Here is a 12,455-nt window from a genome sequence, read left to right as displayed (position 1 = left end):
TTGCACAATCCATTCAAATCTATAACAACGAGCGGCCCCACTCAAGCCTGAAAAACAAAACGCCCGATGAGGTTCATCGGGCGTCTTTGCAACACTTTTAGTTGTCAATATATTTTAGGACTGGACATTAAGCTTCTGCTGAGATTCGAAGAAACTAACTTGATTTTGGATGACTAGCTAACAGAGCCAACGACCATGCTTTAGCACTTTCGTAGTCATCGAAAAATGCAGACTGGCTCAGACCATCGTAAGTTTTCTGAAAGGCCCATTCCACAATGCCACGTCCCGCGACCGTAGGTTCAGCAACCAGTACATGAGCGATACAGCCATAATGTTGCACGCTGTTTCGTATCACTTTGCGCAGCGCATCCATGGCTTCAGGTGTGGCCAACATAGAGCCAGAAATCATGGCAACCGCGATCCAAGGGGCTTGAGATTTTAATTCTTCACAGAGGGGGATGGCAGCGCTTGACCAGTCACGTATGAATTCAACATTCCACGGTCCAACGACTTCTGTGACTAACAAACGTCCATCACAATAAATCTTGTATTTGCCGTGAGGTGGAAATGGTTTTGTCATAGCTGACTCTACGCCCTGTGGGATTTAGTCTATCGTTAAACGAGATGCCAGTTCAAGCGAACGCTAAGGCTATGTTACCAGTAATGATTTAATTTTGCTGAGGCAAGATTATTTCTGCGAATTTCGCTGATGGATTTCCTTCGTTGCCCATTGCTTAGCGCTCACGTAGTCATCAAAAAAACCGGATAGGCATAGTCCCTCATATACCTTTTCAAACGCTGGTTCTACGACGCCTTTGCCCGCAACTCCTGGCGCGGCAACAACGATGTGGGCGATACAATTAAATTGTTCAACACTGGCAGCGACCACTTTGCGGAGTGCCGCCATGGCATCTGGTGTGGCTAACATGGACTCCGACATAATGGCGATTCCAGCCCAAGGGCCGTCCTCTTGTATCTCAATCGAAAATGGAATCGCTGAACGTGCCCATTCTTGAACCAGCTCTAAGTTCCATGGGCCGACCACTTCAGTCACCAAGACCTGACCGTCGCGGTAGAGTGAGTATTTGCCATGTGAAGGAAAGAGCGGAGCCATATGCCGATTAAAAGGTTGGTGTAGCTAAGTTCTGTTTTACTAGAGTGCGTCATCTTATCAAGAGTAGTCATTTTGTGCTCGTATATCAGACGCAATGGGGAACTTTGAACCGCGAAATGAGTCTGTTATCGGTTGGTTTAGGCAATCCGCTGTGCGCGTTTTTCCAAGTGGCAAGTCTAAATGTTGATGCACTCTTGTATAAAGTGCAGGCATCAGGAATACTGCGCACGCAAAATGATGAAATGAGAACATGACCAATGCGGTTTGAAACTCATCCACAATTTCTATTTTTTGACTGTTGTAGCAAGAAGAATTAGACCATTTCAAGGGACACAAAAATGAAGAAAAAATTATTAGTCGCTGCCGTCTTAGGCGCAATGGGAACTGCAGCAAGTGTTTTTCCCGTGTTAGCGCATGCAGCGGAAGACAAAGCAATGGCCGCAAAACCAAACGCTGCGTCTGCAAAAGCTAGCTTGAAGATTGAATACCAAAAATTCACTCTGCCGAATGGCTTAGACGTGATTTTTCACATTGATCGTTCTGATCCTGTGGTTGCAGTTAATCTGACTGCACACGTGGGTTCTGCGCGTGAGAAAGCAGGCCGTACCGGCTTCGCGCATTTGTTTGAACACTTGCTGTTTTTGGAGTCAGAAAACCTCGGCAAAGGTGGTCTCGATAAAATGACTGCTCGTATTGGTGGTTCTGGCGCTAATGGCTCCACCTCACAAGACCGCACCAACTATTTACAAACGGTACCTAAAGACGCTTTGGAAAAAATGATCTGGGCTGAAGCTGATAAATTGGGTTGGTTCATCAATACCGTCACGGATCAAGTATTGGCCAAGGAAAAGCAAGTCGTTAAAAACGAAAAACGTCAGAGCGTCGATAATAATCCCTACGGTCATACTTCGTACGTGATTGATAAAGCGATGTACCCTGCCGATCATCCTTATAACTGGCAAGTGATTGGCTCACTTGAAGATTTGCAAAACGCGACGGTCGATGATGTCAAAGAATTTTTCCGTCGTTGGTATGTGCCGAATAATGTGACGCTCGTCCTCGCCGGTGATTTTGACCCTGTGCAAGCGAAGAAATGGGTAGAAAAATACTTTGGTGAGATTAAGCGTGGTGAAGAGATTCCATCCTTGCCAAAACGTGCTGGCTTCGTCAAAGAAACGGTCAAGTTCTACCATGAAGATAATTTTGCACGTGTACCGGCTTTGACAATGGCGTGGCCAGCGGTTGAGCAATTACATCCTGATTCCTATGCTTTAGAAGTGTTAGCGGAATATCTTTCACGTGGCAAGAAAGCGCCGTTCAATCAAGTTTTGGTCGAAGATAAGAAATTGACCTCCAACGTCAGTATCGGTAGTCAGAATTCCGAGTTGGCTGGCCAGTTTATGTTGAGTGTGCGTGCCTTCGATGGTAAATCTTTGGATGACGTGGCGGTAGCGGTCAATGAAGCTTTTGCCAAATTCGAAAAAGAAGGTATCTCAGAAAAAGATTTGAATCGAATTAAAGCAGGTCAAGAAACGCAGTTCTACAATTCGCTTTCAAGTGTACTGGGTAAGTCTTCTCAACTTGCTGAGTACAACTATCTCAACGGTAATCCAGCCTATATCGAGCAAGATATTAAGAACGTGTTGGCGGTGACTCCGGCAGACGTGATGCGCGTGTACCAGAAGTACATCAAGGATAAGAACTTTGTTGCAACAAGTTTCGTACCGAAAGGTAAATTGAATCTGGCCTTGACTGGTTCGACTAAAGCAGAAGTTGTTGAAGAAAAAATTGTACAAGGTGCGGAAGATGCGGTTGACCCAAATATCAACGCGACCTACACCAAAACACCGTCCAAGATTGATCGTAGCAAAGAGCCAGCTTACGGCGCCGCTGCTGACGTGAAAGTGCCAGCGGTGTGGGAAAGCAAGTTAGCCAACGGCATGCGGGTATACGGCATCGAAAACAAAGAAGTACCGTTGATGCAATTTGAAATTGTGGTCGGTGGTGGTTTGCTATTAGAGGATATCAACAAGGTTGGCGTCTCTAACTTGATGGCGCGTTTGATGACGAAGGGCACGGCCAAGAAGACACCACAAGAGTTGGAAGAAGCGATGCAACAACTCGGTGCCTCGATCAATGTGTCGGCACGTACTGAAGATGTAAGAATCAGTGTGAATACTTTGGCGCGCAATTACCAAGCGACTTTAGCCTTAGTCGAAGAGATGTTGTTGCAACCGCGTTGGGATGAAAAAGAATTTGCCCTCATGAAGCAAAGTGTTCTGAGCCAAATTCGTCAACAGGAAGCAAATCCAAATGCCGTTGCTGGCGCTCAATTCTCGAAATTGATGTACGGTCAAAATAACATCCGATCACGCAATCAGTTGGGTACGGCAGAGACGATCAATGCGATTAGCTTAGATGATTTAAAAGCCTACTACAGTAAAAATATGGCTGCTTCGGTGGCACGTATGCATGTGGTCGGTGCAGTGCCAAAAGCCGAAGTGACTGCCTCCCTACAGAGGCTGGCAAAACAATGGCAAGCAGGTAAAGTCGTTTTGCCAGCACCAGCCGCGGCGCCAAGCGTTATTGGTGGAAAGGTGTATTTCTACGATATTCCAGATGCAAAACAATCGGTCCTGCGTATAGGTTATCCAGCATTGGCAGTAACTGACAAAGATTACTACCCAGCTTCTGTCATGAACTACATCTTAGGTGGTGGTGGTTTTGCCTCACGTCTGACACAAGAACTGCGTGAAGGTAAAGGTTACACTTACGGCATCAATTCGGGCTTTAGCGGTAGCAAGAGCGCAGGCGCATTCACGATTGGCAGTGGCGTGCGTAGCAATGTGACCTTAGAGTCGACGCAATTGGTCAAAAAGATATTGCAAGACTTCGCGACGACTTACACCAAAGACGATCTGGCGACCACGCAAAGTTTTATGATCAAGAGCAATGCACGCGCCTTCGAAACAGCGGGCGCTAAATTGGGTATGTTGGACAACATCAGCGAATACGGATGGAAACCGAACTACGTTAAAGATCGCGAACAAATCGTGAAGACCATGACGGTAGAGAAGATCAAGTCACTGGCACAAACCTACTTCGACCCAAGCCGTATGGTGTGGTTGGTGGTGGGTGACGCGAAAACTCAACTGCCGCGTATGAAAGAGTTGGGATTTGGTGAACCGATCTTGTTGAATGCGGAAACGAAGTAATTGATGTGCTTGGATTTACCTAGAGTTTTGGATCTAGGTAGGTCAAACTAAAAACGCCCACTATGCCGTAGTCGCATAGTGGGCGTTTTGTTTCAGGGCCTAATTCATATGGCCACTAAAACAAGGCTAAACCAAATCGTTTCAATACGAAAGCTAGCAAAAGAAATGAAACGAGTGAAATCAATGCGCTCGCGAATAAAGCCAACCAAAAGCCCAAACGCTCTAACAACCAGGGAAAAGCAAGAAACATGGGAAGCGTTGGTAAAACATACCACAAGGTGAACCGCGCATGATTCGCGATTTTATCGGGCGATTGATTTTCGATATAGAGCCAGATCAAGGTCAGTAAAGTGACCAATGGTAAGGCGGCAAGGAGCCTACCAAGTTTGTCGCTACGTTTGGCTAATTCAGAAATCACCACTACCACCGCGGCGGTAATGAGATATTTGGCGCTTAGATACCACATGCTTTTCCTTAATCAAGAAATGCACCATTTCCATTTTGGAAGGCGACTCATGCCTTGGATTGTAAGCTGAACATCACGCGCTAGTGCGAAAAGCATCGATTTCATGCGCAAGATCAAATAGTTGTCCTTGACATCGATTTCCGATGGTCTTAGCATTCGGCTGTTTCCTAATGAAAGATACTCAACACCATGCCTATCCCAGATGATCCCGCGTTGATGGTCCGTGAACTCAGTCGTTTATTCGTACGCTCGCAACGTGCGCAATCCGCCTCAGTGGATGGTGCTTCGAATGTGCAATGTCACGTGTTGACGGAATTGTTGCGCGTTGATGGTTTGAGCCAGCAAGCTTTGGCAGATCGTTTATCACTCGATAAAGCCTGGATTAGTCGCGCGGTGGATTCCTTAGTTTCCGATGGTGTGGTGCAGAAGTCGCCACATGACACGGATGGGCGTAGCGTCAAATTAAGTCTGACGGCGCTGGGTCGTATTCGTGCTGAAAAACTCGAACAAACCTTGAATGCGCATGCGACACAAGTGTTCGAACATATCCCGCAAGCTCAACACGCACAGATACATGATGCACTGGCGATTTTGATAGAGGCCTTGGTGAACAGTAACCGACAACAAGAGGAAGATGGTCTTGTGGAGCAGGCTTAATATGCGTCGACTCCTTTTCTATAGCTTTTGTTTCATCACGCTGTTATGCGCCAGTTTGGCAGCCAACGCTGGCTCTAAACCTTTGGTTGTCGCCTTCTTCGATTTCAGTAAAACCGAACTCGGAACGAAATCATTTAAGGCCATGCGTGATAAGAATTTTGAACATCCATGCTGGCGCAAGTTTGTCGAAATCGATGGCATAGAAAGTGTGCAATTCGATAAATTTCCGAAAGCCTTAGATAGGACAAAATTGATCGAGGCAGTCCATGGTTCGGCAGCTTCGGCCACTGAATTTGCTAAAGCATTGAGTGCTGAGGGTTTTAACGGTGCCTATGCTTTTGTGATGGATGCAAGCGGCACTTATGCTACGATCTATGGCATCTCGTATCAGAGTGGGGCTATCTCAGCGGGTGCGTCGGTTCGCAAACCGGCATCGGGTTTAATCGACAAAGACCTATTGTCCAAAGCTTTGTGTGAAGCGAGTCGCGCATTAGACTAGTGATTGCGATTGACATAGTCGGCGACAATCTTTGAGATCATTAGAAATACATGGAGACAGTATGACAAAAGAAGAATTCTTGCATTTGCAACATAGTGAATCAGTGGTCGCCCAAATGGCAGCGACAGTCTTTGCTGGCTTACTTCAGCATCAAAGTCTAACTGCAGAGAATGAGGATGAGTTGGTCGAGCGTTCGATTGCTATTGCAACGAAATTGGCACTTCGCGCTGAACAAGTGATTAAAAGTGATGAAGAGTGGGTGAAGAAAGCAACTGGCTCAGCATATCTTCTAGGCTAAAAAAGTAAGCTTAGTCACCAACGAAAAGAAGGTGGATATATGTTCTCTCTATTTTCCTCGCCCTCATACTTCGACCAAGAGTTAGGTGAGCTAAAACGTAGTCGAGGCATGTGGCGTGGACAAATCGGGCTGATGGGCCAACAATATCCGTTGATTCTGAGTGGGACAAGAAAATCGCCAGAATCCGACGCCATCTCGACTGCGAAGCTTGCCCTACACAACTATCCCCATTGGTGTCGAACTATCGAACGAGCACTCTTCGAACACTATGAGCCATACGCAGAAGTTCTAGCCTCAGAAGAGACTGGTTCAGCGTCTCAGCTTAAAATTAATCGTGCCGCAGATATTTGGGCATATGTGGAGATTGAATACGTGGCGGTCTATTACCTGGCAAATGAGTTAGCGACAGAAATTGCATATCGCACTGATTGGGACGAGGAGCATACAGTGGCGGCGAGATTTCAAGATGGGGAATTCAACGAGCTGTGCGGAAGTGTGTTGCGACCATGATTCCGATTGTTCAAAAAATCTTTATCTCCGCTATCATTCTCGTCATTTCAATTGTAATGATCTTGATTGATCGAGCGTTCGGTAATCTAGGGCTCTTCAATGCACAGGGCGGCTTGGCGCTAGGCATGCTGATAGTCTACATATTGCCTCTCCTAGCAATATTCTTACTGTTTGCGGTGCCCATCGCCATCTGGAAACTTAATAAACGTTCTGATTCAACTCAAGCGCATCAATGGATGATTACACTGCTTGCGCCCATCTTGTTAAGCTTCAATTTGCTTTTATTCTTTTTTAGTCCTACTCGTTAATTGAATTAAATGGGGGCCATTTGAGAAGCCGAAAGCCAGATGTTAGAACGATCTACACCCCAAAAAATCAAAGGAAAGACCACAAATGGATAGCCTAGAATTTACCGTCATCGGACTTAATTTTGTGATTATTGTCGTCGGTTATCTCGTGATCTACCCCAAGTTTGCAGGCAATAGCTTCAAGAAGATCGCGCAATGTGATTTGGTGGCGACGGCACTTTCCTTGTTGATCGTCGGCTCGCAATGTTGGAATACTGCTTATGCCTTCAATATGTTTTTATTTGAGGCGAATTGGTTTTGGTTCACGGTGATCACCTATCTGTTAATCGAGATACCCTTCATGCAGTGGTACTTCAAAAAGCATGGCGTCGACATTGATATCGAACGCTAAGTATTCTTCTGGGTCCCAGTACTCATCCGAGCAAGATATGTTTTTGAGGCTTCCCACTGAGTTTTAAGCAAGGGGACCGATGCATGACTGTTTGCATTTGCTTGGTATTGCTTGCTAACCATTGCCTGCAATTGTATTAACGCTTGGCTGGCTTGCAGCCTACGTTGTTGTTCGAGTTCCTTCCGTTGTTGCCTTTGTTGAGCGCGCAGATCGCTGTCGTGAAAGGCTGGCGCAATGCCACTGCCTTGCATCTGCTGCGTGATGTCTTGCAATAGGCCCAATACATCGGTATGTCTTTGCCGTGGGTCCCAGGCAAAGCCTTTCTGTAATGCCTGCCACTGTCCTGCATTAAGCTTACTTGGCTTGGCGGGCTGATGGTGAATTAGTCTCTGTTCTGGAAAAGGCATGGCGCCCGTCAGCATTTGATAAAGCATGACAGCCACCGCATATACATCGAGTGAACGTTGATACACTTGCTGATGCGTGCCAGCCTCTGGTGCGCGGTAGCCCGCAGTGCCAGCATGTGGGCCCGGTTTGAGATGGGGCTCAGTTTTCCGTTGAGCATCTTGAGGATGTTGTGAATGGCTGCGCAGCCGTGCCGAGATGCCAAAATCGAGAAGTTTGACACTACCGTTCTTACACAAAAAGAGATTACCCGGTTTCAGATCGCGGTGCACTAGTTGATACTTGTCCCAAGCGTAAGCCAAAGCATGTGCGACAGGCATCAAAATATTGAGGGCTTGAGGTAGCCCTATGCCCGACTGTGCTACTTCGGCTTGATGCAGATGCTTACTCAAGTAATGATCAACATCTTGCCCTTGCAAGCATTCCATCACGATGAAGTAGTTGCCAGTAGCTGGATCACGCCCCCAGTCGTACACCCGAACAATATGTTCATGCGCGAGTTTGCGAACGAGGGTCGCTTCTTCGATCAATAGGCGACGATGAATGGCGCTGTCACTATACTCGGGGGCTAATATTTTGAGTGCTAGTGTTTCTGCATGACCTAGTTCCAGCTCGGTGCTGACATCATTCACCTGCCACACCTGCCCCATACCACCCTGACCGATCAATTTGATGAGCCGATAATGTTTATGGCTGGCGCTCAGTTCTTGTCCAGCGACATAACCGAGATCGGTATCGCCAGCGAGGGATTTGTTTGCAACGACTGAAGCGGGTTTGACATCGCTCTCTTTAGACTTGGAGAGAGAGAATAAGGTATCGAGTATGGTGTTCTTGCGCAGGGCGAACTCGTCCTGATTCAACAAACCTTCCTCATGCAAGGCGCGTAGTTCTCGTATCTGTTGAATCGCTGTCGACATAGTTTGCTAAAGCCGCCAAAAAAGTGTCATGGCACGCCATGGAAGGCGCACCAACTCTGCTACCTCATTTACCCTGCAAAGGACCGTAGGGTGGCGTACGTGCAAAAGCAAGACCTTGTGCGTTTTGCAGATCGATTTCGTGTCGACGTTCTTGCTCTGCTTGTCGTTGCGCACGCTCCTCTTGTACCCGTTCGTGCAGCATACGCACCGTATCTTCCCAAGAGAGACCATGAGTTTGGCGTTTGACTTCGGCTACCGCCTGCGCTGCGTGCTCCGACTGAGCTGCTTGGATCGCTAAAATTTGTTCGGGGCTCATGGCGGCCATGGTCTGTAACTTCAACACGTCTGTCAGCATGGCAGCATTTGCTTGATCAGCTACCGCAATCTTACTGGTTTCGCTCAGTGCGGCAATTGCCTCAAATTTGCGCAACTGAACTTCGAGTTCGGCCTGTGCTTGGGCCACATGTGATTGCTGTTGACGCTGCTGTTCAAGCTCCGCATATTGCGCCTCTAAAGCCAAGGTGCGACTGAGTTTGTCATGCTGCGCTAAGGCCTGTTGTTGCGCTTGCTGGTGTTCTAATTGAGCGATCTGCTGTTTGAGCGTCGCCATTTGTACCGCCTGTTGTTGCGCTTTGAGTACTGACTCGCTTTGTAGCTGTTGTTGCCGTTGTTGCGCCAGCTCGTCTTCCCAAGCCTGTATGCGTTTGAACTCGCGTGCGCGCACTTCCGTTTCTAAGCTGAGGCTGAGCAAGCGTGTTTGATGGGCTTCCTCTTCTAGTGCTTGTTCGCGTAGTTGTAATTGTCTTTGCTGCTCGTGTAGCCAGGCGGCTTGCTCTTGTTGTCTTAAGCTCTGCTGCTGGCGTTGATTCACTTCGAGATCATGTTCAAGACGCTGTGCTTGTAATTGATGTTCAATTTTCTGCTGGAGCAGTTGCGCCGCTTCCTTGCTATGCATCTGTGCTAGCTCAGACTCTGAGCGCATTTTGATACGCGCCAAAGTGCGGATATGCAACCATTCGTCAACTTCGTTTTGCTGCTGATCTTTCTTTTCGCGAAGTTGATGTTCGAGCTCCTGTACCGCACTAGCCGCCCCTTGTTCGATGGCTTGTTTGCGAGTACTGGCTTCAGCAATGCGCGCATAGAGCTCGAGTTCACGCAATTGAATCGCGTGTAGACGCTCTGCTTCGTCTTGACGTAGCTTGGCGCGGCTTAAGCGTTTCTTCGCATTCTCGTGTTCACCACGCAAATACAACCACGATAGATCGTTGCCCAGTTGTTGGCGCATTTCCTCGCGACGATAACGCAAACGAACCCGCTCTTCATCACGGGCGATTTGCTGCCATTCTGCCTCGCTGTATAAGGCATCGATCTGTTTGCGATGCGCATTATTGGCACGTTGATGATCAATAATGAGGTATAAGCTACCAAGTTTTTCACCTAGGCTTTCTCTCGCACTGGAGAGTTTGTCGTGGCGAAGTTCTTGGACTTGGATGCGATCAAGAGCAAGGCCAAGCTTTTCAAGTTGCGCTGCGAGTGTTGCCTTGATCTCTTGTTGAAGATGTTGTTGGAGTCCGACTTGGTCCTGTAACTCTCTGAGCGTATGGGCATTGGTCATTTCTAAGCATTGCTGACGCACGCTGGGGGAAAACAAGGTTTGCAGATCTGTTAAGGTCACACGGCAGCTTCCCGACATAAATTGTTCGGCGAATTCTCGAGTTTGTGCAACATGCAGTTGTAGTCGAATATTTGCTTGCAAGGGGAGAAATTCAGCGGTGTGTAAATCGTCGACCACTACGTTCACATCAAAACGGCCTTTACGCGTAATAAAGATGCCAGCAGCACTTTGTTTATCAACACTGAGCGCTTGATCTTGAGTGAGGTCATGCACCTGCCCATATTGAAAAATTTGAATATGAAGTTGATGCGCATGTTGGGCATGCAAAGCTAAAAAATCGCCGAGCTTAGTTGCATGAAATCCGATGGCGACCTCATCTGGCGCTAACAGCACGTGTTGAGCGGGAGCGTCGAAATCGAGACCGCAAACGCTGCAAAAGCGTGTGTCATTGTGATGTGGCTGCGCGCACCGGCTGCAACCAGAATGAGCGGATTTAAATAAGCTGATCATGCGAGACTCCTCAAGCAAAGGCTGCGCTTTCCAAGACAGCGCATCATGCTCAAAATAGTAGCAGTCGCCGATTTTTTGCTTTGTCTGAATAGAAGGGTGAAAACCCACCAACTCAACGCTTGTTGGTGTTAGATCTGTAAGTTAGTCTAGTTTTCGTTGGTGAAATAACTATATTTGTGGCGGGTAACTCTGCTCGAAACGTTTCCAGCTGTCTAAGTTCGTAGTGGCGTTTTCCGCGCCAAAATTGGGAATGCCACGTGCTTGTGTTTGCTCTTGCATCTGCGCTAAACCTTGATAGACGTTGGCGATGGCGCAAGACTTTTCATTCGCTGCTCGGAAGATCAGACACAGAGTCTCGAAAGCGCCATGTTCTGAGCTGTGCTGCAGTACTAACATGTTTTGATTGAGTGTGATGACTTGCCACACCAGTGTCCCAGCAAAGCTTGCACATAAGTCGATACGGTCGCCGATTTGCAATCTGACCGGGCGTAAGGGAGCGAGACGCTCGCCATTGAGCAGCACACCGTAACGCGAACTATCAATCAATTCGACACCACCTTCTTGTCGTTGCAGCGTGGCATGCATGGCGCTGATGCGCGGATGGGCAATCTGAATATCAGCGTTTCTGGTTAAGGCTTGAGTTTCCTTCTCCACAGCTCTGCCTATGCGCCAAGTTTCGCCTTCGAGAATACGTAGCCAATGATGGCGTACAGGATGATAAAAGGCGCACCAGCGCTCCTCTGTAGAAATAGCTGGGGCGGTGATGTTTGCAGAAGTCGCCACGCTCTTTTGTTGATATTCGCGTTGCAGCGCTTGTTCCTGCGTCATTGCTTCTGCTGCGACTTCGACCAAAACTTCGTCCCAGGCTAGGTAACCTGGCGCGGTCTCACTATGGCCTTGGTCTGCATCACTCGGCATGGCCACTTGTGCCAATGACGCATCGCGCGCGATAACTTCGACATTGAGTTGACGATGTCGTCCACTGTCGAGTTGACCTTGCTGTAGTCGCGCGATCGCGCCATCTTCGGCGATGACACGGACATTCTTTTGACTCGCCAAGAACACTTGATGAATTTCACTTAAGCTCGCGTCACTACGCGGCAGAAGCAATACCGTGCTGCAGAGCCAACGTTTTACGCAAGCCTGCTCATGATGGAAACGCAATTCCATTTCTAAAGGATATTGTCCGTGTTCTTTGTTCCGCGAAGAGAAACTCAGTAAGACCGACTGCCATTCACCTGACAGCGAGCGAACAAAACGATATTGGCTCGTCTTCATTGGTAGCAAATCACAACGCACACGGAGTTCTAGATTATCCAAACCCACGGCGAAGTCGCTAGGCAAACTGAGGCGTACGGTCTGCCTACCTCCAACTGCTCGAGGATCGTAGGCACTGAGCCGCAGGCGCGAGACAGCCGCCGCCGCAGCGGGGTGCTGGTCATAGCTCGTCGACGCTAGTAGTGACGGTGACGGTAGGATGGGTGGAATGTGCATAAAGAAGGCGCGTATACCGATTTTGCAACTGGATTCAAGGTCTTGTGAGCAAATTG

The 12,455-nt window shown here is 48.0% G+C and carries 13 protein-coding genes; 7 read left to right on the top strand and 6 right to left on the bottom strand.

What is annotated here, in order from left to right; all coding sequences use genetic code 11:
* The coding region (locus H8K36_RS11580; RefSeq protein ID WP_186914244.1) for an integrase core domain-containing protein at positions 1-101 on the top strand (101 nt) is incomplete at its 5' end.
* A gap of 53 nt (positions 102-154) precedes the next feature.
* Here the strand turns inward: H8K36_RS11580 and H8K36_RS11575 are convergent.
* Together H8K36_RS11575 and H8K36_RS11570 are read right to left on the bottom strand one after the other, a co-directional pair.
* Complete coding sequence (locus H8K36_RS11575; protein WP_186916326.1) at positions 155-580, bottom strand: hypothetical protein; 426 nt, start codon at positions 578-580, stop codon at positions 155-157.
* 108 nt (positions 581-688) lie between these two features.
* Positions 689-1,114, bottom strand: a complete 426-nt coding sequence (locus H8K36_RS11570) for a hypothetical protein (protein WP_186916327.1) — start codon at positions 1,112-1,114, stop codon at positions 689-691.
* Positions 1,115-1,452: 338 nt separating this feature from the next.
* Between H8K36_RS11570 and H8K36_RS11565 the strand changes: the two genes are divergently transcribed.
* On the top strand, positions 1,453-4,329 hold the full coding sequence (locus H8K36_RS11565; RefSeq protein ID WP_186916328.1) for a M16 family metallopeptidase: 2,877 nt from the start codon (positions 1,453-1,455) through the stop codon (positions 4,327-4,329).
* 115 nt (positions 4,330-4,444) lie between these two features.
* Here the strand turns inward: H8K36_RS11565 and H8K36_RS11560 are convergent, their stop codons facing one another.
* Positions 4,445-4,795, bottom strand: a complete 351-nt coding sequence (locus H8K36_RS11560; RefSeq protein WP_186916329.1) for a DUF3147 family protein — start codon at positions 4,793-4,795, stop codon at positions 4,445-4,447.
* A 189-nt stretch (positions 4,796-4,984) separates the two neighbouring features.
* Between H8K36_RS11560 and H8K36_RS11555 the strand changes: the two genes are divergently transcribed.
* From H8K36_RS11555 to H8K36_RS11535, 5 genes are all read left to right on the top strand, one after another.
* The gene (locus H8K36_RS11555; RefSeq protein ID WP_186916330.1) at positions 4,985-5,452 is read left to right on the top strand and encodes a MarR family winged helix-turn-helix transcriptional regulator; all 468 of its coding nucleotides are present in this window, start codon (positions 4,985-4,987) and stop codon (positions 5,450-5,452) included.
* 1 nt (position 5,453) lies between these two features.
* Positions 5,454-5,951 carry a hypothetical protein gene (locus H8K36_RS11550; RefSeq protein WP_186916331.1) on the top strand — a complete coding sequence of 166 codons (498 nt, stop codon included), beginning with the start codon at positions 5,454-5,456 and terminating at the stop codon, positions 5,949-5,951.
* 61 nt (positions 5,952-6,012) lie between these two features.
* Positions 6,013-6,249, top strand: coding sequence for a hypothetical protein (locus H8K36_RS11545; protein ID WP_186916332.1), 237 nt, complete (start codon positions 6,013-6,015; stop codon positions 6,247-6,249).
* 39 nt (positions 6,250-6,288) lie between these two features.
* Complete coding sequence (locus H8K36_RS11540) at positions 6,289-6,759, top strand: DUF6985 domain-containing protein (protein ID WP_186916333.1); 471 nt, start codon at positions 6,289-6,291, stop codon at positions 6,757-6,759.
* A gap of 393 nt (positions 6,760-7,152) precedes the next feature.
* Positions 7,153-7,458 carry a hypothetical protein gene (locus tag H8K36_RS11535; RefSeq protein ID WP_186916334.1) on the top strand — a complete coding sequence of 102 codons (306 nt, stop codon included), beginning with the start codon at positions 7,153-7,155 and terminating at the stop codon, positions 7,456-7,458.
* Here the strand turns inward: H8K36_RS11535 and H8K36_RS11530 are convergent.
* From H8K36_RS11530 to H8K36_RS11520, 3 genes are all read right to left on the bottom strand, one after another.
* Positions 7,455-8,780, bottom strand: a complete 1,326-nt coding sequence (locus H8K36_RS11530) for a serine/threonine-protein kinase (RefSeq protein ID WP_186916335.1) — start codon at positions 8,778-8,780, stop codon at positions 7,455-7,457. The genes H8K36_RS11535 and H8K36_RS11530 overlap by 4 nt on opposite strands.
* A 64-nt stretch (positions 8,781-8,844) precedes the next feature.
* A complete protein-coding gene (locus H8K36_RS11525; RefSeq protein ID WP_186916336.1) occupies positions 8,845-10,905 on the bottom strand; it encodes an SPFH domain-containing protein in 2,061 nt (686 codons plus the stop codon).
* Positions 10,906-11,073: 168 nt separating this feature from the next.
* Positions 11,074-12,399 carry an FHA domain-containing protein gene (locus tag H8K36_RS11520; protein ID WP_186916337.1) on the bottom strand — a complete coding sequence of 442 codons (1,326 nt, stop codon included), beginning with the start codon at positions 12,397-12,399 and terminating at the stop codon, positions 11,074-11,076.
* Positions 12,400-12,455: the final 56 nt, after the last annotated feature.

This window comes from Affinundibacterium nitidum (assembly GCF_014284155.1).
Classification (GTDB): Bacteria; Pseudomonadota; Gammaproteobacteria; order Burkholderiales; family Burkholderiaceae_D; genus Undibacterium; species Undibacterium nitidum.
Note: the sequence above shows the minus strand (reverse complement) of the source record. Positions and strands in the feature narration are given on the sequence as shown.